This is a genomic window from Pseudomonas sp. QL9 (genome assembly GCF_041409665.1).
GTDB classification, from domain to species: domain Bacteria; phylum Pseudomonadota; class Gammaproteobacteria; order Pseudomonadales; family Pseudomonadaceae; genus Pseudomonas; species Pseudomonas knackmussii.
The window spans coordinates 5200426-5220437 of the sequence record NZ_CP166971.1 but is presented as its reverse complement, the minus strand read 5'-3'; the positions used below and the strand labels follow the sequence as shown (position 1 = coordinate 5220437).

The following is a 20012-nucleotide window of genomic DNA, read 5'->3' as shown; positions in this document are numbered from 1 at the left end:
TTCGGAACAATCTTAAGGTTTCGGAAATGAACCACTGGCATTGTCTGCGCCAGAAGCCAGGGCCAGAAAAGCAAAAGCCCCGCAGTGCGGGGCTTTCAGCTTGAAGCAGATGGCGGAAGCGTAGAGATTCGAACTCTAGGACGGTTGCCCGTCGGCGGTTTTCAAGACCGCTGCCTTAAACCACTCGGCCACACTTCCGGAAGGGCCGCCATAGTACCGGATCGCAACACACTGTCAAACACTGATCCTGTGCGGCCTACCGACGTTTGTTATGATTCCTACAACTACGGTCACGGAGTCCTACTCCGATTACAGGAGTTTCTAGCCATGCAAGAACGGCAATTCATCAGCCCCGCCGCGATCGAGCAGAAAGAGGTCAGCGGCGTTCTGCGCAATACCTACGGCCTGCTCGCCATGACCCTGGCCTTCAGCGGCCTGGTCGCCTATGTCTCGCAGCAGATGCGCCTGCCTTACGTGGGCCCGCTGGTCACCCTGGTCGGCTTCTACGGTCTGTTCTTCCTCACCATGAAGCTGCGCAACAGCGGCTGGGGCCTGATCAGCACCTTCGCCCTGACCGGCTTCATGGGCTACACCCTCGGGCCGATCCTCAACCTGTACCTGGGCATGGCCAACGGCGCCAGCATCATCTCCTCGGCGTTCTTCATGACCGCCCTGGTGTTCTTCGGCCTGTCCGCCTATGTGCTGACGACTCGCCGGGACATGAGCTTCCTCGCCGGTTTCATCACCGCGGGTTTCTTCGTCCTGCTCGGCGCCACCCTGGTTTCGCTGTTCTTCCACATCAGCGGCCTGCAACTGGCGATCAGCGCCGGCTTCGTGCTGTTCTCCTCGGCGGCCATCCTGTTCCAGACCAGCGCGATCATCCATGGCGGTGAACGCAACTACATCATGGCGACCATCAGCCTCTACATCTCGATCTACAACCTGTTCCTCAGCCTGTTGCAGATCTTCGGCATCATGGGTCGCGACGACTGATCGCCCTGAAGTCCAAGCAAAAAGCCCGTTTCGACGGGCTTTTTGCTTTTCCAGCCAGCGAAATTTCCGCAAGCGCCGTATCATTGCCGGCACGTCCGCCGTACGACTTCAGCCATGAAATTCGCCATTGCCCTCTTCGCCCCCCCGCACTCGCCCGCGGCCCGGCGCGCCCTGCGTTTCGCCGAGGCGACGCTCGCCGGCGGCCATGAAATCGTCCGCTTGTTCTTCTACCAGGACGGCGTGCACAGCGCGTCGAGCAATCCGGTGACCAGCCAGGACGAGCTCGACGTCGCCGCCTCCTGGAGCCGCTTCGTCAGCGAGCACAAACTGGACGCTGTGGTCTGCATCGCCGCCGCGTTGCGCCGTGGCGTGCTCAATACCGAAGAGGCCAGCCGCTATCAGCGTCCGGCAGCCAACCTGCAGGCGCCCTGGGAGCTGTCCGGCCTGGGCCAGCTGCATGAAGCGGCACAACTCGCGGACCGCCTGGTCTGCTTCGGAGGCGACTGATGGCCAAATCCCTGCTGATCATCACCCGCCAGGCGCCCTGGTCCGGCCCCGCGGCCCGGGAAGCGCTGGACATCGCGCTCGCCGGCGGCGCCTTCGACCTGCCCATCGGCCTGCTCTTCCTGGATGACGGCGTTTTCCAGCTCGCGCCGGGGCAGAAGCCCACCAACCTGGAACAGAAAGACCTGCAGGCAAACCTCCAGGCACTCCCGCTGTTCGGCGTCGAAGATCTCTATGTAGCCGCTCGCAGCCTCGCTGAGCGCGGGCTTGCCGCCGACGGGCTGAGCCTGCCGGCACAGGTGCTGGACGACACCGCGCTGCGGCAGCTGACCCAGGACTACGACCAGGTGATCACCCTCTGATGAGCACGCTGCATCTGCTATCCCATTCCCCGTTCGGCGACGGTCGCCTGGACAGCTGCCTGATGCTGCTCGGCAGCGACGACGCCATGCTGCTCAGCGGCGACGCCGTCTACGCCCTGGCCGCCGGCAGCGCACCGCGCCAACGCCTGGAGTCGCTGCCCAACGCACTCTTCGCCCTCGACGAAGACCTCCAGGCCCGCGGCCTGCAGGACGCACTGCCGGCCAATGCAAAGGCGGTCGACTACCCCGCTTTCGTCGAACTCTGCACCCGCTACGACAAGGTCAACGCCTGGCTATGAATACGCTCTCGGTCAACGGCCACAACATCGCCCTGGACAAGGACGGCTACCTGCAACACCTGGAGGACTGGTCCGAAGCCACCGCCGAGACCTTGGCACTGCAGGAAGACCTGCACCTCTCCGCCGACCACTGGGAAATCATCACCCTGCTGCGAGAGTTCTATGCCGAGTTCCAGCTGTCGCCGGCCAACCGCCCGCTGATCAAGTTCGTCGCCCAGCGCCTGGGCCCGGAAAAGGGCAACAGCCTGCACCTCAACCTCCTGTTCAAGGGCACCCCGGCCAAGCTTGCCGCCAAGCTTGCCGGCCTGCCGAAGCCGACCAATTGCCTATGACAGTCGCCCCGCTCGTCCTGCAGACTCCCGCCGAACACCCTTTCGCCCAGTTCGTCCGCATCCTCGGCAAGGGCAAGCGCGGTGCACGCAGCATGACCCGTGAAGAGGCCCGCGAAGCGCTCGGCCTGATCCTCGATGGCCAGGTGGAAGAGACCCAACTGGGCGCCTTCCTGATGCTGCTGCGACACAAGGAAGAAAGCGCTGACGAGCTCGCCGGTTTCACCGAAGCGGTGCGCGCTCGTTTGCAGGCTCCGGCCATCCCCATCGACCTCGACTGGCCCAGCTACGCCGGCAAGAAGCGCCACCTGCCCTGGTACCTGCTGGCCGCCAAGTGCCTGGCCGGCAGCGGTACGCGCATCCTCCTGCATGGGGGCGGCGCACATACCGCGGGGCGCATGTACACCGAACAACTGCTGGATGTGCTGAACATTCCGCTGTGCCGCGACTGGCATTCGGTTGGCAGTGCCCTAGACGAACACGGCCTGGCATTCGCACCGCTGGTGGACTGGATGCCGACGTTGCAGCACATGATCGACCTGCGCAACACCCTCGGCCTGCGCTCGCCGATCCACTCGCTGGTGCGCCTGCTCAACCCGCTGGGCGCGCATTGCATCCTGCAGAGCATCTTCCACCCCGGCTACCAGGACACCCACCGCGAAGCCAGCCGCTTGCTCGGCGACCGCGCCATCGTGATCAAGGGCGAAGGCGGCGAGATCGAGATCAACCCGGACGGCCCGGCGCAACTCTATGGCGCCGAAAACGGCGAGAGCTGGGATGAGGAGTGGCCAGCCCTTTCCGCGCTGCGCCACGTCAAGCCGGAGCGCCTGGACCCGCAGGTGCTGAAAGACGTCTGGACCGGCGCAAGCGACGATGCCTATGGCGAGCTGGCGGTAACGGCCACCATGGCGCTCGCCTTGCGCGGCCTCGGCAGAGACCGCGAGAGTGCCTTTGCAGAAGCGCGCGAACGCTGGGCGGCCCGAGACAAATCGATCTGATCGATACATAGAAGCGTATTTTTGCGCTTATCTATCGACAGCAAATGAATAGACTGGCTCCCATCGCTTACTTACACGGGAGCCCGTCATGGGACAGCTCATCGATGGCCGCTGGCACGACCAGTGGTACGACACCAGCAAGGATGGCCGCTTCCAGCGCGAGAACGCGCAACGCCGCAACTGGGTCACCGCCGACGGCCGTCCCGGCCCCAGCGGCGAAGGCGGCTTCCGCGCTGAGGCCGGGCGCTATCACCTCTACGTCTCCCTGGCCTGCCCCTGGGCGCACCGCACGCTGATCTATCGGCAGCTCAAGGGCCTGTCCGGCCTGATCGACGTCTCGGTGGTCAGCTGGCTGATGCTGGAAGAGGGTTGGACTTTCGACCGCGACTTCGGCTCCGGCGGCGACACCCTGGAAGGCCTGCGCTTCCTCCACCAGCGCTACACCAGCGACGACCCGCACTACACCGGTCGCGTCACCGTGCCTGTGCTGTGGGACAAGCAGGAGAAACGCATCGTCAGCAACGAGTCGTCGGAAATCATCCGCATGTTCAACTCGGCGTTCGACGGGCTGACCGGCAACGACCTGGACCTCTACCCCGCCGAACTGCGCGAAGAGATCGACGCCCTCAACGCACGCATCTACCCGGCAGTGAACAACGGCGTTTATCGCGCTGGCTTCGCCACCACTCAGGGCGCGTATGAAGAAGCCTTCCAAACACTGTTCGGCGAACTCGATCGCCTGGAAGCCCTGCTCGGCGAACGGCGCTACCTGGCGGGTGAATACCTGACCGAAGCCGATGTCCGCCTGTTCACCACGCTGATCCGCTTCGACGCCGTGTATCACGGACACTTCAAGTGCAACCTGAAGCGCCTGGCGGATTACCCGAACCTCTCCGGCTGGCTGCGCGAGCTCTATCAGTGGCAGGGCGTCGCCGGCACCGTGGACTTCCAGCACATCAAGAACCACTACTACGGCAGCCACCGCACCATCAACCCAACGGGCGTGGTGCCGCTGGGCCCGCAACAGGATTTCAGCGCACCGCACGGGCGCGAGCATCTGCCGGGCAAAGGGATCGCGCGCAAAGGCTGAGGCTGGGTGCATTTCGTAGGAGCGAGCTTGCTCGCGAACCTGGCTTCGTAGCGGAGCTATTCGCGAGCAAGCTCGCTCCTACAGAGCAGCCAGACTTCTCGCGCAAGCTAGTTCAGAGCGGCTTGTCGATCTTGTCGTAGATCTTCTGCAGCGCAGCCAGGCGCTCCTGGTAACGCTGTTTCAGGCAAGCCTTGTTAGCGCCGCAGGCGCGGCGCTCATCCAGCCAGGCAAGCTGGGCGTCGCCCATATCGCCCCGCACACCCATGGCGAACAGGCCACTGAGCAGGCGGTAGGTGGTAGCCATCTGCACATCCAGCTCGGACAACTGGCGATCGGCACAAATGGCCTTCTCATCTGCGTGCCGGGCCTGCTTGCAATCGAAACTGGCCGCACTGGCCGGAAGCGCCAAAACAGCCAGGGCACAGGTCGCACCGAAGACTGCCAAGGCGCGCCACCCCATCATTGCTGGCCTTCGAACCAGGCGAGCTTGTCGCGCAGGGAAACCACTTCGCCGACGATCACCAGGGTCGGCGCATGTACTTCGTGCTCAGCGACCAGTTGTGGCAGATCGGCCAAGGTGCCGGTGAACACCCGCTGATGCACCGTGGTGCCTTGCTGCACGAGAGCTGCCGGCGTACTCGCAGCACGACCGTGGCGCACCAACTGCTCGCAGATCACCGGCAAGCCAACCAGGCCCATGTAGAACACCAGGGTCTGACCAGGCGCGACCAGGTCGTTCCATGGCAGATCGGTGCTGCCGTCCTTCAGGTGACCGGTAACGAAACGCACCGACTGCGCGTAATCGCGATGGGTCAATGGAATGCCGGCATAGGCTGCACAGCCGCTGGCTGCGGTAATGCCCGGCACCACCTGGAACGGAATGCCATTGGCCGCCAGTTCGTCGATCTCCTCACCACCGCGACCGAATATGAAGGGATCGCCGCCCTTCAGACGCAGCACGCGCTTGCCTTCCTTAGCCAGCTCGACGAGCTTGCGGTTGATCTCGTCCTGCGGAACGGCATGGTCGGCACGGCGCTTGCCGACATAAAGACGGTCGGCATCGCGGCGGCACAAATCGAGGATGGCCGGAGCGACAAGACGGTCATAGAGCACCACGTCGGCCTGCTGCATCAGGCGCAGGGCGCGGAAGGTCAGCAGGTCAGGATCGCCCGGGCCTGCGCCGACCAGGTACACCTCGCCACGCGCATCAGCCTGGCCGCCCGCCAGTTTCTCGACCAACAGGCGTTCGGCTTCCGCGGGCTGCCCGGAGAGCGCACGCTCGGCCACCGGCCCCTGGAAGACTTCTTCCCAGAACTGGCGGCGCTGCTGCAGGTCTGGCAGGCGCTGCTTGACCGCCTCGCGGAAGCGGCTTGCCAGCCCGGCCAGCTGGCCATAGGTAGAGGGAATCCAGGTTTCCAGCTTGGCCCGCAGCAGGCGCGCCAGCACCGGCGCGTCGCCGCCGCTGGACACTGCCACGAGCAGCGGCGAACGATCGACGATGGCCGGGAAGATCACGCTGCATAGCGCCGGTGAATCGACCACGTTGACCGGCACGCTGCGCACATGGGCGTCGCGCGATACCTGTGCGTTCAGCGGCTCGTCGTCGGTGGCGGCGATGACCAGTACGCAATTGCCGAGGTCGCCCTCGGCATAGCGGCGTTCGAGCAGTTCGCCACCGCCCTGCTCCACCAGTTCGCGCAGCTCGCTGTGAACCTGTGGTGCGACCACGCGCAGGACGGCGCCCGCGCTGTCGAGCAGGCGCGCCTTGCGCAGGGCGACTTCACCGCCCCCGACCAGGAGCACGCGACGCCCGCGCAGGATGTGGAACAGCGGCAGCGAATCCATCTCAGCCGATGACCTCGATGCCGCCCATGTAGGGCTTCAGCACTTCCGGTACGCGGATCGAGCCGTCGGCCTGCTGGTAGTTCTCCAGTACCGCGACCAGGGTACGGCCGACTGCCAGGCCGGAACCGTTGAGGGTGTGCACCAGCTCCGGCTTGCCGGTTTCCGGGTTGCGGAAGCGTGCCTGCATGCGGCGCGCCTGGAAGTCGCCGCAGTTGGAGCAGGAGGATATCTCGCGGAACTTGTCCTGGCTCGGTACCCAGACCTCCAGGTCGTAGGTCTTGGCCGCGCTGAAGCCCATGTCGCCGGTGCACAGGGCCAGCACGCGATATGGCAGCTCAAGGGCCTGCAGGACCTTCTCGGCATTGCCGACCAGGCCTTCCAGGGCATCCCAGGACTTCGACGGCTCGACGATCTGCACCATCTCGACCTTGTCGAACTGGTGCTGGCGGATCATGCCGCGAGTGTCGCGGCCCGAAGCACCGGCCTCGCTGCGGAAGCACGGGGTGTGGGCGACGAACTTCAGCGGCAGTTCCTTCGCATCGAGGATCTGCCCGGCGACGATGTTGGTCAGGGAGACTTCGGCGGTCGGGATCAGGTACAGGTCGGCCTCGTTCTCACGGCCGATCTTGAACAGATCTTCCTCGAATTTCGGCAGCTGGCCGGTGCCCTGCAGGGTCGGCGCCTGCACCAGGTAAGGGGTGTAGGCCTCTTCGTAACCGTGCTCGCGGGTATGCAGGTCGATCATGAACTGCGCCAGCGCGCGGTGCAGGCGGGCAATCGGGCCGCGCATCAGGGCGAAACGCGCGCCGGACAGGCGAGCGGCGGTCTCGAAGTCCAACCAGCCATTACGCTCGCCGAGAGCGACGTGATCCTTGATCTCGAAATCGAAGCTGCGCGGAGTGCCCCAGCGGCGGACTTCGACGTTCTGCTCTTCGTCAGCGCCGACCGGAACCGACTCGTGCGGCAGGTTGGGGATGTTCAGCAGCAGGTTGTCCAGCTCGGACTGGATCATATCCAGCTCGCGCTTGCCGGATTCCAGCTCCTCGGCCATGCGATTGACCTCGGCCTTGAGCGGCGCGACGTCCTCGCCATTCTTCATGGCCAGGCCGATCGCCTTGGAGCGCGAGTTGCGCTCGGCCTGCAGGGTCTCGGTACGGGTCTGCACGGACTTGCGCTGGTTCTCCAGCGCCTCGATGCGCGCCACGTCCAGGGTGAAACCGCGTGCGGCAAGGCGTTCGGCCACTTCCTGCGGCTGGGTACGTACCAGTTTGGAATCGAGCATGGTCTGTTCTCGTGTCTAGTGTCGGCGGCGTGCGGGCGCCGCTCAGGATTTTCTGCGTTTTCTCGGGCTGGCCCGATCCAGGGCCGCCAGGTGTTTGAGCTTCTCGCCGATCTTCAGCTCCAGGCCACGGGGCACGGGCTGGTAATACTGGCGCGGTTCGAGCTGCTCGGGGAAGTAGTCTTCCCCGGCGGCGTAGGCGTCGGGCTCGTCGTGGGCATAACGATACTCTTCGCCATAGCCGAGGTTCTTCATCAGTTTGGTCGGTGCATTGCGCAAATGCAGCGGCACTTCCAGCGAGCCGTTCTCGGCAACATCGCGACGCGCTGTGTTGTAGGCGTTGTAAACGGCATTGCTCTTCGGCGCACAGGCGAGATAAACGATGGCCTGCGCGATGGCCAGCTCGCCTTCGGGGCTACCCAGGCGCTCCTGTACGTCCCAGGCATGCAGGCACAGGGTCAACGCGCGCGGGTCGGCGTTGCCGATGTCTTCGCTGGCCATGCGTACCACGCGACGGGCGATGTAGAGCGGATCGCAACCGCCATCGAGCATGCGGGCGTACCAGTAGAGCGCACCGTCCGGACTGGAACCGCGCACCGACTTGTGCAGCGCGCTGATCTGGTCGTAGAAGGCCTCGCCGCCCTTGTCGAAACGACGGCGGCTATCGCCCAGCAGGTTTTGCAGCAGCTCGGCGCTGATCTCGCCACCGTCCTCGGCCAGGTCGGAGGCATTCTCCAGCAGGTTGAGCATGCGTCGGCCGTCGCCATCGGCAGCCGCCATCAGGATGGCGAAGCTCTCGTCCGGCAGGCTCAGGCGACGCTTGCCGAGGCCCTTGTCCTCGTGCAGCGCGCGGTCCACGAGCTTGCGCAGCGCCGCTTCGTCCAGGCTTTTAAGCACATAGACGCGCGCCCGCGAAAGCAGTGCGTTGTTCAGTTCGAACGAGGGGTTCTCGGTGGTCGCGCCGATGAAGATCAGGGTGCCGTCTTCGACATACGGCAGGAAGGCATCCTGCTGGCTCTTGTTGAAGCGGTGCACTTCGTCGACGAAGAGAATGGTGCGGCGGCCGTATTGCGCCGCCTGCTGTTTGGCCATCTCCACCGATTGGCGGATTTCCTTGACGCCCGAGAGCACCGCCGAGAGGGTCTCGAAGTGCGCATCGGAAACCTGTGCCAGCAGCTTGGCCAGCGTCGTCTTGCCGACGCCCGGCGGCCCCCAGAAGATCATCGAGTGCAGCGCGCCCTGCTCCAGCGCCTCGCGCAACGGCTTGCCGCGGGCGAGCAGGTGCTCCTGGCCGACGTATTCGTCCAGGCTGGCCGCACGCAGGCGCGCTGCCAGGGGCTGGGCTACGGGTTCGGAACGAAACAGGTCCACGCTGACTACCTCACGGGCGCCGCGCTCGGGCGGCGACCCTTCACTCCTGGATGACGTCGACGCCCTTGGGCGCTTCGAAGACGAACTGCTTGGCGTCCACCGGCTCGTTCATCTTCACGTCGAAGAACAGGATGTTGGTGCGCTGGCCGACGCTGTCGATCAGTTGCATGTCGTTGACCACGCCGTTGCGGAAGGAAATCCGCAGGCTGTCGAACAGCGTGTCCTTGTCCTTCGGCTTGAGGATGAAGTCGACCACGTTGCCGCCGTCCTTGCCGGTGATGTCGAAGCTCTCGTGGATCTTCGAGATATCGCCGGAAAGCAGCAGCGCCGGGGTCTGGGTCAGGCGCTGGTCGAGCTTCTGGATGGTCACCTGCTGCAGATCCGGGTCATACAGCCAGACCTTCTCGCCATTGGAGATCAGCAGTTGCTCCTGCGGCGCATCGGTGTGCCAGCGGAACAGGCCCGGACGCTTGAGCGCCAGGTTGCCGGCGGTTTCCTGCAGGCGAGTGCCGCTGCCGTCCAGCGTCAGCTGGGAGAAGCGTGCGGTCATGGTTTGCGCCTTGCTCAACAGCCCGCTCAGGCGTTGGGTGGAGGCATCGTCGGCGTGGGCCTGAACGCCGGTAAAAGTCAGCGCAGCAAGCAGCAGCATGCGGATCAAGCGCATGGAATTCCTCGATCAGTCACGAATGGGGGCCGGCGCGACCACTTCGCGCGAGCCATTGGTATTCATCGGAGTGACCACGCCGGCCATCTCCATCGCCTCGATCATGCGCGCGGCGCGGTTGTAGCCGATCTTCAGCTTGCGCTGAACCGCGGAAATCGAGGCGCGGCGGCTCTCGGTGACGAAGCGCACAGCCTCGTCGTACAGCGGATCGTCTTCGCTGCCCTCTCCGCCTTCACCGCCTTCGCCGCCACCGAAGCTGCCACCACCGCCGCCTTCTTCGGCACCGGCGAGGATGTCTTCGATGTAGTCGGGCGCGCCGCGCAGTTTCCAGGCCTCGACCACGCGATGCACTTCATCGTCGGAAACGAAGGCGCCATGCACGCGAATCGGCAGGCCGGTGCCCGGCGGCAGGTAGAGCATGTCGCCATGGCCGAGCAGTTGTTCAGCGCCACCCTGGTCGAGGATGGTGCGCGAGTCGATCTTGCTGGATACCTGGAAGGCGATACGGGTCGGGATGTTGGCCTTGATCAGACCAGTGATCACGTCCACCGACGGGCGTTGGGTCGCGAGGATCAAGTGGATACCCGCCGCCCGCGCCTTCTGGGCGATACGCGCGATCAGCTCTTCGACCTTCTTGCCGACGATCATCATCATGTCGGCGAATTCGTCGACCACCACGACGATGGTCGGCAGCGTCTTCAGCAGCGGCGCCTCGTCTTCCATGCTCTCGCGGCGGTACAGCGGGTCGGTCAGCGGCGCGCCAGCCTCCTCGGCGTCCTTCACCTTACGGTTGAAGCCTGCCAGGTTGCGCACACCCATGGCCGCCATAAGCCGGTAGCGCCGCTCCATCTCGGCGACGCTCCAGCGCAGCGCGTTGGCCGCCTCCTTCATGTCGGTGACGACTGGGCAGAGCAGGTGCGGAATGCCCTCGTAGATCGACAGTTCGAGCATCTTCGGGTCGATCATGATCAGCCGCGCCTCTTCCGGCGTCGACTTGAACAGGATCGACAGCAGCATGGCGTTCACGCCCACCGACTTACCGGAGCCGGTGGTACCGGCTACCAGCAGGTGCGGCATCTTCGCCAGGTCGGTGATGATCGGCCGGCCACCGATGTCATGACCCAGAGCCAGCGGCACGGTGGACTTGTGCTCGTCGTACTCCGGCGACGACAGCACTTCCGAGAAGCGCACCATCTGCCGGTCTTCGTTGGGAATCTCGATACCAACGGTGGTTTTGCCGGGAATGACCTCGACCACGCGCACGCTGATCACCGCCAGCGAACGCGCCAGGTCCTTGGCCAGGTTGGAGATGCGGCTGACCTTTACACCGGCGGCTGGCTGGATCTCGAAACGAGTGATCACCGGGCCCGGGTGCACGGACTCCACCAGTACCTCGACGCCGAACTCTTTGAGCTTGATCTCGAGCAGGCGCGACATGGCCTCCAGCGATTCGGGCGAGAAGCTCTTCTTCTTCTCACCGGCCGGGTCGAGCAGCGAAATGGGCGGCAGCGTGCCTTCCACAGCGGTGTCGATGAACAGCGGCGCCTGCTTTTCTTTCAGGACGCGCTTGCTGGGCTCTGCCGGTGCAGGCGGCGGCGGAGTGTCGATCTTCGGCGCCGGGCGCTTCTCGCGCTCCTGCACGCTTTTGACCAGGGCCTCCTCGCGCTCGATCAGGCGCTCCTTGACCTTGGCCTGCTCGCGGCGGTCGGGCACCACGGGCGCCGCGACTTCGGCCACTACCTCATCCACTTCACGCAGCTGAGCGATCAGTTGGCGATGCTCGTTTCGCGCGCTCCACCAGCGGTTGAAGGCGTTCTGGATCAGTTCGAAGAGGTCGAGCGTGATCTTCCCGGTGATATCCATCACCTGGAACCACGACAGGTCGGCGAACACGGTCAGCCCGAACAGGAAAAGCGCGATGAACAGCAGGGTGCTTCCCTGCACGTTCAAGGCGTTCATCGCCAGTTGACCGAGGCTTTCGCCTACGGCACCGCCAGCCGAAGCTGGCAGGTGGTTGCCGCCGATGTGGAAATGGATATAGGCCAGCGCCGAACCGGAAAGGATCAGGAAGACCAGGCCGATCAGGCGCCAGGAGAACAGCCAGCCGCTCCATTCCCAGGGCATGTGGCGCTTGCGGAAGACCTGCCAGGTCTTGACGCACAACAGCAGCGGGAACAGATAGGCGAAATAGCCCAGCGCGACGAACAGGATGTCGGCACTCAGGGCCCCGAGACGTCCCGCGGCATTCTGCACCTGCTCGACGTGACTGGAATGGCTCCAGCCCGGATCCGACGGATCGTAGGTGAGCAGCGCCATCCACAGGTAAAGGCAGAGCGCGCCGAGCGCGATCAGTGCGCCTTCCTTCAGGCGAATATGCAGTTGCTGACGCCAGGCGGCGGCATGGCTTGCAGTGGTCGAGTCCTTCAAAACACGTCTATTCCTGCGCACGGGGCGCGTCCGAGGGTCTTATGACGGCAAAACGCGCCTATTGTACGGCTTTGGCCGATCGTTGCCACAGGTGCCGCCCTGACGCCTTTTGCCGCTCTTTCAAGGTTCGGTGTAGCATAGCCCACCTAGGTTTCACGGCTGCTCAATTGGAGCATGCAATCTCTTACGTGACAAAGGCTTATGGAGTCTTTTTATGAGTGACGTCAAGCATTCGCGCCTGATCATCCTGGGCTCCGGCCCGGCCGGCTACACCGCCGCCGTTTATGCCGCGCGCGCCAACCTCAAGCCTGTTGTCATCACCGGCATCCAACCCGGCGGCCAGCTCACCACCACCACCGAAGTAGACAACTGGCCGGGCGATGTCGAAGGCCTGACCGGTCCGGCGCTGATGGAGCGTATGCAGCAGCACGCCCAGCGTTTCGATACCGAGATCGTCTACGACCATATTCATACCGCCGAGTTGCAACAGAAGCCTTTCATCCTCAAGGGTGACAGCGGCACTTACAGCTGCGACGCACTGATCATCGCCACCGGCGCCTCTGCTCAATACCTGGGCATGAGCTCGGAAGAGGCCTTCATGGGCAAGGGCGTTTCCGCCTGCGCCACCTGCGACGGCTTCTTCTATCGCAACCAAGTGGTCTGCGTGGTCGGCGGCGGCAACACCGCGGTCGAGGAAGCCCTGTACCTGGCGAACATCGCCAAGGAAGTTCACCTGATCCACCGTCGCGACAAGCTGCGCTCGGAAAAGATTCTCCAGGACAAGCTGTTCGAGAAAGCCAAGAACGGCAACGTGCGCCTGCACTGGAACACCACCCTGGATGAAGTGCTGGGCGACGACATGGGCGTCATCGGCGTACGTTTGAAAGACGCTAACACCGGCGAAACCCGCCAGCTGGACCTGTCCGGCGTGTTCATCGCCATCGGCCACAAGCCCAACACCGACCTGTTCACCGGCCAGCTGGCCATGCGTGACGGCTACCTGGTGGTCAAGGGTGGCGGCGAAGGCAACGCCACCGCCACCAGCATCGAAGGTGTATTCGCCGCCGGCGACGTGGCCGACCACGTCTACCGCCAGGCCATCACCTCGGCTGGCGCCGGCTGCATGGCCGCGCTGGACGCCGAAAAGTTCCTCGACGACCAGCACTGACAGCGCTCGGGGAGGGTCCACCCTCCCCTACCCCGCCATGCTCAGCTGGCTCTCCCGCAGAAATTTCGACTTCCCTCCGCTGGATCAGGCGCTGCACGAGCCCAATGGGTTGCTCGCTGCCGGCGGCGACCTGGACCCGCGTCGACTGATCGCTGCCTATCGGCACGGCTGCTTCCCCTGGTACCAGGATGACCAGCCGATCCTCTGGTGGTCGCCCGATCCGCGCACCGTTCTTTTTCCCGACGAACTGCATGTCTCTCGCAGCCTGGCAAAAGTCATGCGACAGGAGCGCTATCGAGTAAGCATCGACCAGGCCTTCGACCGCGTCATCGCCGCCTGTGCGGCGCCGCGGGATTATGCCGATGGCACCTGGATCACCCAGCCCATGCAGGATGCTTACCGCCAATTGCATCGCCTCGGCGTCGCGCACTCGGTGGAAACCTGGCAAGGGGACGAACTGGTGGGCGGGCTCTACGGCCTGGCTATTGGCCGACTGTTCTTTGGCGAATCCATGTTCAGCCGGGCCGACAACGCCTCGAAGGTGGCGTTCGTCACCCTGGTCCGACGCCTGCGCGAAGCCGGATTCGAACTGATCGACTGCCAGATGCCCACCCAGCACCTGCACAGCCTCGGCGCACGCGCCATAACACGCAGTCAGTTCGCCGACTTGCTCGCTCGCCACCTCGATCAGCCGCCGCTCTGCGATTGGCGTTCGTAGGCGGACTGGCTCCGGCTGACATAAACTTGCCAGAGGGTTATCGCAGGGGTTGATCATGACCGAACTGGCCCGACTGAAGTTCTACGCGACGCAACCGCATCCATGCAGCTATCTGCCCGAGGAACAAGCCACCACGCTGTTCCTCGACCCCAGCCAGCCCATGGACGCGCAGCTGTACGCCTCGCTTTCCGAAGTCGGCTTCCGCCGCAGCGGCGAACACCTCTACCGCCCGCACTGCCAGCACTGTACAGCCTGCATCCCTGCGCGCATTCCGGCCGCTGACTTCCTGCCGAAACGCCAGCAGAAGCGCATCATCAAACGCAATGCCGACCTCAAAGTACTCAAGCGCCGCCCGGCTTTTACCGAGGAGTACTACGGGCTCTACATGCGCTACATCGAGCAGCGCCATGCCGACGGCGACATGTACCCGCCCAGCCGAGACCAGTTCAGCACCTTCCTGGTGCGCGATCTGCCGTTCAGCTGCTTCTACGAGTTCCGCCTGCAAGGTCGCCTGCTAGCAGTGGCGGTCACCGACGTCCTGCCCAACGGCCTGTCTGCGGTGTACACCTTCTACGACCCCGACGAGGAGCGTCGCAGCCTGGGCCGATACGCCATCCTCTGGCAGATCGCCGAGACTGCCCGCATGGGCTTGCACGCCGTCTATCTCGGCTACTGGATCAAGAATTGCCGGAAGATGAACTACAAGACCCAGTACCGACCGATCGAACTCTTCGTCAACCAGCGCTGGGTGGCTCTAAACTGAGCCAGTTCCGCGCCCCTTGGCGCGGAGCGGGTATATCAGGCACAATATCGGCCTTTTTTAGGGCCACCCTGGCCATTCATACAGACACCGAGGGTTCTACTGCATGTCGAAAGAAGACAGCTTCGAAATGGAAGGCACTGTCGTCGACACCCTGCCCAACACCATGTTCCGCGTGGAGTTGGAGAACGGGCACGTCGTTACCGCGCACATCTCCGGCAAGATGCGCAAGAACTACATCCGCATCCTGACCGGCGACAAGGTTCGCGTCGAACTGACTCCCTACGACCTGAGCAAAGGTCGCATCACCTATCGCGCTCGCTGAGCCACGGGTGACGCTGGGCAAAAGCCCAGACAGATAGCAAAACGCCCGGCAATGCCGGGCGTTTGCTTTTCCGAGCCGGCAATTACGCCGGCTCGGCAGCCACCACTTCGAACTCGAAGAAGAGCTCGTCATCCTTCAGATCGACGTGCGCCACACCGCCACGCTCGGCCAGCTCTCCGAACAGGATCTGCTCGGCCAGCGGCCGCTTGATCTTGTCCTGAATCAGCCGCGCCATTGGGCGAGCGCCCATCTGCGGGTCGTAGCCTTTCTCCGCGAGCCAGTTGCGCGCCGTATCGCTGACTTCGAGCTGGACACGTTTGTCTTCCAGCTGCGCCTGCAGCTCGGTGAGGAACTTGTCGACCACACTCTTGATCGTCTCGTGACTGAGTCGACCGAACTGGATGATGGTATCCAGGCGGTTGCGAAACTCCGGCGTGAAGCTCTTCTTGATCACTTCCATGGCATCGCTGGTGTGGTCTTGCTGGCTGAAGCCAATGGAGGCCCGAGCCGCCGTTTCCGCGCCAGCGTTGGTGGTCATGATCACGATGACATTGCGGAAGTCCGCCTTGCGCCCGTTGTTATCGGTCAGGGTGCCGTGATCCATCACCTGCAGTAGCAGGTTGAAGACTTCCGGATGCGCCTTCTCGATTTCGTCGAGCAGCAATACGCAGTGGGGCGTCTTGGTGATGGCTTCAGTGAGCAAGCCACCCTGATCGAAGCCCACGTAACCCGGAGGCGCACCGATCAGCCGCGACACGGTATGCCGCTCCATGTACTCGGACATGTCGAAGCGCACCAACTCCACGCCCATCGCCTTGGCAAGTTGGCGAGCCACTTCAGTCTTACCCACACCAGTGGGACCCGCGAAAAGGAAGGAACCGACCGGTTTGTCTGGCGACTTCAGACCGGCACGCGACAACTTGATGGCAGTGGAGAGCGACTCGATAGCCGCATCCTGACCGAACACCGTCAGCTTGAGGTCACGTTCGAGATTGCGCAGTAACTCCTTGTCCGATGTCGTGACGTGCTTCGGCGGAATGCGCGCGATCTTGGCCACGATATCTTCGACCTGAGCCACTTCGATGCGCTTCACGCGCTTCTCTTCCGGCTGCAGGCGCTGATAGGCGCCTGCCTCGTCAATTACGTCGATGGCCTTGTCCGGCATATGCCGATCATTGATGTAGCGTGCCGCCAACTCGGCTGCAGCGCGCAGGGCCTCGTCGCTGTATTCGATGTGGTGGTGCTGCTCGAAGCGCGGCTTGAGCCCCTTGAGGATGCCAACGGTGTCTTCAACCGAAGGCTCTGTGACATCGACCTTCTGGAAGCGCCGCGCCAGAGCACGATCCTTCTCAAAGATGCCACGGAACTCCTGGAAGGTAGTCGAGCCAATGCAGCGGATCTCCCCGGAGGAGAGCAGCGGCTTAAGCAGGTTCGACGCATCCATCACACCGCCGGACGCCGCTCCGGCACCAATGATGGTGTGAATCTCGTCGATGAACAGCACCGCATGCGGACGCTTGCGCAGTTCATTGAGCAGGGCTTTGAAGCGTTTCTCGAAATCGCCGCGATATTTTGTGCCGGCGAGCAGCGCGCCTAGATCCAGGGAATAGACGACGCTGTCAGCAAGCAGATCGGGCACCTGGCCGTCGACGATACGCTTGGCCAAACCTTCTGCGATGGCCGTCTTGCCAACACCCGCTTCGCCAACTAGCAGCGGATTGTTCTTGCGGCGACGCGCAAGAATCTGGGCAACACGCTCGACCTCGGACTCACGCCCGACCAGCGGATCGATACGCCCCTGGCGCGCCAGGTCGTTCAGATTGCTGGCGTAGGCATCCAGCGGATGACTGGAGGTGGAGGACTCGCCACCCTCTTCATCCTGCATGTCCTGGTCGTTTTCCTGATGCTCGGCATGGCCAGGCACCTTGGAGATGCCATGGGCGATGTAGTTGACGACATCAATGCGCGCGACGCTCTGCTGCTTAAGCAGGAAGACCGCCTGGCTTTCCTGTTCGCTGAAGATCGCCACCAGCACGTTGGCGCCAGTCACTTCGCGCTTGCCGGAACTCTGCACATGGAATACCGCGCGCTGCAGAACGCGCTGGAAGCCCAGCGTCGGCTGGGTTTCTCGATCCTCGTCGTGCTGCGGGATCAACGGCGTAGTGGAGTCGATGAACTCCTGCAGGTCGCGCCGCAACTTGTCCAGGTTTGCCCCACACGCGCGCAAGACCGTGGCCGCAGCCTCGTTATCCAGGAGTGCCAGCAACAGGTGCTCGACGGTCATGAATTCATGCCGTTTTGCCCGCGCCTCCTTGAAGGCGAGATTGAGGGTGACTTCGAGCTCTCGATTCAACATGACTTCACCTCGCTCCCAAACATCCGCATCAGCTTTCTTTCTCTATCTCACACAACAGTGGATGCTGGCTTTCCCTCGCGTACTGATTGACCTGCATGGCCTTGGTTTCGGCGATGTCGCGGGTGAACACGCCGCAAACGGCCTTACCCTGAGTATGCACTGTCAACATGACCCGTGTGGCTTGCTCGCGATTCATGCTGAAGTACGACTCAAGCACCTCTACCACGAAATCCATTGGCGTGTAGTCATCGTTGAACATGATGACCCTGTACATCGGCGGAGCCTTCAGGGCCGGTTTGGATTCCTCAACCGCCAGTCCAGTGCCCTCGTCTTCCAGGGGATCAGGACGGTCATGATTGAATGTTAGTCGAATCTGGCTACTTGCATGCATGCTGAAATAAAAGGCTTCGCCATAGAGAAAGTTGAAGGTCGGCACGTACTTTGACCCACATCGCAGGCGCAGACGAGAGCGCCTTGACTAACCACAAAACGGTGTTACAAACAATGGATACCCACTAGAGGGTATCGGGCGTTCCGAAGCCCAGTCTTTTCTAAGGCTGCAGCGGAATCGTGTAGTGGATGATACTCCAGCGATGGAGTCCTTTGCAGAGGGATATCAGCATGCTCAGCGGTAAGGTCAAGTGGTTCAACAACGCCAAGGGCTATGGATTCATCCTTGCTGACGGCCGAGACGAGGACCTGTTCGCTCATTACTCGGCTATTCAGATGGATGGTTACAAGACGCTCAAGGCCGGCCAGCCGGTCAGCTTCGAGATCCTGCAAGGTCCCAAGGGACTGCATGCGGTCAACATCCAACCGATCAGCGCCAATGCCAGCAACGCCACCACCTCGTCCGCTACCAGCGAGCAGGTGCAGAGCGTAACCGCCGAGGCCTGACCCTCCCCCTGACGCCTTTCGGCGCAGCCAAGAAAAAGGCCGGTCATACCGGCCTTTTTCATGCGTTTGCTCGCCTTACATCTTGGCGATCATCGCCTCACCGAATTCCGAACACGACACGAGCTTGGCACCGTCCATTAGGCGCTCGAAGTCATAGGTCACGGTCTTCGCCGCAATGGCACCGTTCATGCCTTTGATGATTAGGTCGGCAGCTTCGACCCAACCCATATGGCGCAGCATCATTTCCGCGGAAAGGATCAGCGAACCAGGGTTGACCTTGTCCTGCCCGGCATACTTTGGCGCAGTGCCATGGGTTGCTTCGAACATGGCTACCGAGTCAGACAGGTTGGCCCCAGGCGCGATACCGATACCCCCCACCTCAGCTGCCAATGCATCGGAGAGATAGTCGCCGTTCAGGTTGAGGGTAGCGATCACGTCGTACTCCGCCGGGCGAAGCAGAATCTGCTGCAGCATAGCGTCTGCGATCACATCCTTGACCACGATGTTCTTGCCGGTATTGGGGTTCTTGAACTGCATCCAGGGACCGCCATCGAGCAGTTCGGCGCCGAACTCATCGCGAGCGAGCTCGTAACCCCAATCCTTGAAGGCGCCCTCGGTGAATTTCATGATGTTGCCCTTGTGCACCAGGGTGACCGAACTGCGGTCATTGTCCACGGCGTACTGCAGCGCCTTGCGCACCAGGCGCTTGGTGCCCTCCTGGGAAACCGGCTTGATGCCGATACCACAGCCTTCGGTGAAGCGGATCTTCTTGACGCCCATTTCCTCGGTGAGGAACTTGATGACTTTCTCCGCCTCGGGCGAACCGGCCTTCCATTCGACACCGGCGTAGATGTCCTCGGAGTTCTCGCGGAATATCACCATGTCCACGTCGCCAGGCTTCTTAACCGGACTGGGCACGCCTTCGAACCAACGCACCGGGCGCAGGCAGACATAGAGGTCGAGCTGCTGGCGCAGAGCCACGTTGAGGGAGCGGATGCCTCCACCGACAGGAGTGGTCAGCGGGCCCTTGATGGACACTACATAGTCACGCACGGCATCGAGGGTTTCCTGTGGCAGCCAGGTGTCCTGATCGTACACCTGAGTGGCCTTCTCGCCCGCATAGACCTCCATCCAGGCGATCTTGCGCTGACCGTTATAGGCCTTCTCGACGGCAGCATCGACGACTTCGATCATGACCGGACTGATGTCCACGCCAATACCATCGCCCTCGATATAAGGAATGATCGGGTTGTTCGGTACATTCAGGGAATTGTCGGCACTTACGGTGATTCGCTCACCGGCCGGCACCTGGATCTTCTGGTATCCCATGCTGAACTCCGTTTGGTGGTTGAACCCTATAGCAGCCCCTGAGGGTAGCCCAGTTACATGGGGGCAACCACATCTTATTCCTTAGTCTAAAAGGCTCTGGTGCGTCACCCTGCCGATAGAGTGGTATACTGCGCGCCGTGACTTTCCAGTCATCGAGGTCCGAGTAGTCTGGGACCAGACCCCTCTCCTCGCCGCGACCGCGTCGCCACCCTGACCCGGTCGCACAACGTTTCTACTGGCGCCCCCTATATCCCCGCGGCAACTCTCGAATGTCGACTCTGCGGAGTCGAACTAAAGC

The 20012-nt window shown here is 62.7% G+C and carries 21 protein-coding genes and 1 tRNA gene; 12 read left to right on the top strand and 10 right to left on the bottom strand.

Going from position 1 to position 20012, the window contains the following annotated elements:
• Window positions 1–110: 110 nt before the first annotated feature.
• Window positions 111–198: transfer RNA gene (locus ACA097_RS24345), tRNA-Ser, on the bottom strand.
• Window positions 199–327: 129 nt separating this feature from the next.
• Here ACA097_RS24345 and ACA097_RS24340 point away from each other — a divergent pair.
• The 7 genes from ACA097_RS24340 to ACA097_RS24310 all read left to right on the top strand — a co-directional run bounded on the left by ACA097_RS24340 (window position 328) and on the right by ACA097_RS24310 (window position 4575).
• A complete protein-coding gene (locus ACA097_RS24340) occupies window positions 328–993 on the top strand; it encodes a Bax inhibitor-1/YccA family protein (protein ID WP_160287535.1) in 666 nt (221 codons plus the stop codon).
• Window positions 994–1107: 114 nt separating this feature from the next.
• Window positions 1108–1500 carry a sulfurtransferase complex subunit TusD gene (gene tusD, locus ACA097_RS24335; RefSeq protein WP_043253215.1) on the top strand — a complete coding sequence of 131 codons (393 nt, stop codon included), beginning with the start codon at window positions 1108–1110 and terminating at the stop codon, window positions 1498–1500.
• Entirely contained in the window at window positions 1500–1859 is a 360-nt protein-coding gene (tusC, locus tag ACA097_RS24330) for a sulfurtransferase complex subunit TusC (RefSeq protein ID WP_043253216.1), read from the top strand. Before tusD ends, tusC begins: the two co-directional genes overlap by 1 nt.
• Window positions 1859–2158, top strand: a complete 300-nt coding sequence (gene tusB / locus ACA097_RS24325; RefSeq protein ID WP_371366502.1) for a sulfurtransferase complex subunit TusB — start codon at window positions 1859–1861, stop codon at window positions 2156–2158. Before tusC ends, tusB begins: the two co-directional genes overlap by 1 nt.
• A complete protein-coding gene (locus ACA097_RS24320; RefSeq protein ID WP_371366500.1) occupies window positions 2155–2490 on the top strand; it encodes a TusE/DsrC/DsvC family sulfur relay protein in 336 nt (111 codons plus the stop codon). Before tusB ends, ACA097_RS24320 begins: the two co-directional genes overlap by 4 nt.
• Window positions 2487–3485: a glycosyl transferase family protein gene (locus ACA097_RS24315; protein ID WP_371366498.1), complete on the top strand. Its 999-nt coding sequence runs from the start codon at window positions 2487–2489 to the stop codon at window positions 3483–3485. The genes ACA097_RS24320 and ACA097_RS24315 overlap by 4 nt, the downstream gene beginning before the upstream one ends.
• An 88-nt stretch (window positions 3486–3573) precedes the next feature.
• Complete coding sequence (locus ACA097_RS24310) at window positions 3574–4575, top strand: glutathione S-transferase family protein (protein ID WP_371366496.1); 1002 nt, start codon at window positions 3574–3576, stop codon at window positions 4573–4575.
• 112 nt (window positions 4576–4687) lie between these two features.
• Here the strand turns inward: ACA097_RS24310 and ACA097_RS24305 are convergent, their stop codons facing one another.
• From ACA097_RS24305 to ftsK, 6 genes are read right to left on the bottom strand one after another with little or no spacing between them, the layout of a single operon-like run.
• Window positions 4688–5035, bottom strand: a complete 348-nt coding sequence (locus ACA097_RS24305; protein ID WP_371370568.1) for a lysozyme inhibitor LprI family protein — start codon at window positions 5033–5035, stop codon at window positions 4688–4690.
• Window positions 5035–6420, bottom strand: coding sequence for a siroheme synthase CysG (cysG, locus tag ACA097_RS24300; RefSeq protein ID WP_043253221.1), 1386 nt, complete (start codon window positions 6418–6420; stop codon window positions 5035–5037). The genes ACA097_RS24305 and cysG overlap by 1 nt, the downstream gene beginning before the upstream one ends.
• Before the next feature lies 1 nt (window position 6421).
• The gene (gene serS / locus ACA097_RS24295; protein WP_371366494.1) at window positions 6422–7702 is read right to left on the bottom strand and encodes a serine--tRNA ligase; all 1281 of its coding nucleotides are present in this window, start codon (window positions 7700–7702) and stop codon (window positions 6422–6424) included.
• A 42-nt stretch (window positions 7703–7744) separates the two neighbouring features.
• On the bottom strand, window positions 7745–9070 hold the full coding sequence (locus tag ACA097_RS24290; RefSeq protein WP_043253223.1) for a replication-associated recombination protein A: 1326 nt from the start codon (window positions 9068–9070) through the stop codon (window positions 7745–7747).
• Between the two features lie 40 nt (window positions 9071–9110).
• The gene (gene lolA, locus ACA097_RS24285; protein WP_043253224.1) at window positions 9111–9734 is read right to left on the bottom strand and encodes an outer membrane lipoprotein chaperone LolA; all 624 of its coding nucleotides are present in this window, start codon (window positions 9732–9734) and stop codon (window positions 9111–9113) included.
• A 12-nt stretch (window positions 9735–9746) separates the two neighbouring features.
• Window positions 9747–12182, bottom strand: a complete 2436-nt coding sequence (gene ftsK / locus ACA097_RS24280; protein WP_197539227.1) for a DNA translocase FtsK — start codon at window positions 12180–12182, stop codon at window positions 9747–9749.
• Between the two features lie 193 nt (window positions 12183–12375).
• Here ftsK and trxB point away from each other — a divergent pair, with 193 nt between their 5' ends.
• The 4 genes from trxB (at window position 12376) to infA (ending at window position 15132) form a co-directional block, all read left to right on the top strand.
• Window positions 12376–13329 (top strand): thioredoxin-disulfide reductase, encoded by a 954-nt coding sequence (gene trxB / locus ACA097_RS24275; RefSeq protein WP_043253226.1) that lies wholly within the window; start codon window positions 12376–12378, stop codon window positions 13327–13329.
• A 37-nt stretch (window positions 13330–13366) separates the two neighbouring features.
• The gene (gene aat / locus ACA097_RS24270) at window positions 13367–14047 is read left to right on the top strand and encodes a leucyl/phenylalanyl-tRNA--protein transferase (RefSeq protein WP_043253227.1); all 681 of its coding nucleotides are present in this window, start codon (window positions 13367–13369) and stop codon (window positions 14045–14047) included.
• A 55-nt stretch (window positions 14048–14102) separates the two neighbouring features.
• Window positions 14103–14810 (top strand): arginyltransferase, encoded by a 708-nt coding sequence (locus tag ACA097_RS24265; protein ID WP_371366491.1) that lies wholly within the window; start codon window positions 14103–14105, stop codon window positions 14808–14810.
• Between the two features lie 103 nt (window positions 14811–14913).
• On the top strand, window positions 14914–15132 hold the full coding sequence (gene infA / locus ACA097_RS24260) for a translation initiation factor IF-1 (protein ID WP_002553999.1): 219 nt from the start codon (window positions 14914–14916) through the stop codon (window positions 15130–15132).
• An 82-nt stretch (window positions 15133–15214) separates the two neighbouring features.
• On the opposite strand, the gene clpA is transcribed toward infA, so the two are convergent.
• Both clpA and clpS read right to left on the bottom strand, forming a co-directional pair.
• Window positions 15215–17488: an ATP-dependent Clp protease ATP-binding subunit ClpA gene (gene clpA, locus ACA097_RS24255; RefSeq protein WP_160287545.1), complete on the bottom strand. Its 2274-nt coding sequence runs from the start codon at window positions 17486–17488 to the stop codon at window positions 15215–15217.
• Between the two features lie 28 nt (window positions 17489–17516).
• Window positions 17517–17879, bottom strand: a complete 363-nt coding sequence (clpS, locus tag ACA097_RS24250) for an ATP-dependent Clp protease adapter ClpS (protein WP_043257449.1) — start codon at window positions 17877–17879, stop codon at window positions 17517–17519.
• Window positions 17880–18109: 230 nt separating this feature from the next.
• Here clpS and cspD point away from each other — a divergent pair, with 230 nt between their 5' ends.
• Entirely contained in the window at window positions 18110–18385 is a 276-nt protein-coding gene (gene cspD / locus ACA097_RS24245) for a cold shock domain-containing protein CspD (RefSeq protein WP_043253229.1), read from the top strand.
• 75 nt (window positions 18386–18460) lie between these two features.
• Here the strand turns inward: cspD and icd are convergent, their stop codons facing one another.
• A complete protein-coding gene (gene icd, locus ACA097_RS24240) occupies window positions 18461–19714 on the bottom strand; it encodes an NADP-dependent isocitrate dehydrogenase (RefSeq protein ID WP_160287546.1) in 1254 nt (417 codons plus the stop codon).
• Window positions 19715–20012 lie beyond the last annotated feature (298 nt).

What these genes read in the sequence shown, in the direction of transcription:
- clpA (WP_160287545.1), bottom strand. Translation starts at nt 17,488, where the DNA reads ATGTTGAATCGAGAGCTCGAAGTCACCCTCAATCTCGCCTTCAAGGAG.
- lolA (WP_043253224.1), bottom strand. Translation starts at nt 9,734, where the DNA reads ATGCGCTTGATCCGCATGCTGCTGCTTGCTGCGCTGACTTTTACCGGC.
- aat (WP_043253227.1), top strand. Translation starts at nt 13,367, where the DNA reads ATGCTCAGCTGGCTCTCCCGCAGAAATTTCGACTTCCCTCCGCTGGAT.
- tusC (WP_043253216.1), top strand. Translation starts at nt 1,500, where the DNA reads ATGGCCAAATCCCTGCTGATCATCACCCGCCAGGCGCCCTGGTCCGGC.
- icd (WP_160287546.1), bottom strand. Translation starts at nt 19,714, where the DNA reads ATGGGATACCAGAAGATCCAGGTGCCGGCCGGTGAGCGAATCACCGTA.
- cspD (WP_043253229.1), top strand. Translation starts at nt 18,110, where the DNA reads ATGCTCAGCGGTAAGGTCAAGTGGTTCAACAACGCCAAGGGCTATGGA.
- infA (WP_002553999.1), top strand. Translation starts at nt 14,914, where the DNA reads ATGTCGAAAGAAGACAGCTTCGAAATGGAAGGCACTGTCGTCGACACC.
- ACA097_RS24320 (WP_371366500.1), top strand. Translation starts at nt 2,155, where the DNA reads ATGAATACGCTCTCGGTCAACGGCCACAACATCGCCCTGGACAAGGAC.
- cysG (WP_043253221.1), bottom strand. Translation starts at nt 6,420, where the DNA reads ATGGATTCGCTGCCGCTGTTCCACATCCTGCGCGGGCGTCGCGTGCTC.
- ACA097_RS24310 (WP_371366496.1), top strand. Translation starts at nt 3,574, where the DNA reads ATGGGACAGCTCATCGATGGCCGCTGGCACGACCAGTGGTACGACACC.
- tusB (WP_371366502.1), top strand. Translation starts at nt 1,859, where the DNA reads ATGAGCACGCTGCATCTGCTATCCCATTCCCCGTTCGGCGACGGTCGC.
- serS (WP_371366494.1), bottom strand. Translation starts at nt 7,702, where the DNA reads ATGCTCGATTCCAAACTGGTACGTACCCAGCCGCAGGAAGTGGCCGAA.
- ACA097_RS24340 (WP_160287535.1), top strand. Translation starts at nt 328, where the DNA reads ATGCAAGAACGGCAATTCATCAGCCCCGCCGCGATCGAGCAGAAAGAG.
- ACA097_RS24315 (WP_371366498.1), top strand. Translation starts at nt 2,487, where the DNA reads ATGACAGTCGCCCCGCTCGTCCTGCAGACTCCCGCCGAACACCCTTTC.
- tusD (WP_043253215.1), top strand. Translation starts at nt 1,108, where the DNA reads ATGAAATTCGCCATTGCCCTCTTCGCCCCCCCGCACTCGCCCGCGGCC.
- ACA097_RS24265 (WP_371366491.1), top strand. Translation starts at nt 14,103, where the DNA reads ATGACCGAACTGGCCCGACTGAAGTTCTACGCGACGCAACCGCATCCA.
- trxB (WP_043253226.1), top strand. Translation starts at nt 12,376, where the DNA reads ATGAGTGACGTCAAGCATTCGCGCCTGATCATCCTGGGCTCCGGCCCG.
- clpS (WP_043257449.1), bottom strand. Translation starts at nt 17,879, where the DNA reads ATGCATGCAAGTAGCCAGATTCGACTAACATTCAATCATGACCGTCCT.
- ACA097_RS24305 (WP_371370568.1), bottom strand. Translation starts at nt 5,035, where the DNA reads ATGGGGTGGCGCGCCTTGGCAGTCTTCGGTGCGACCTGTGCCCTGGCT.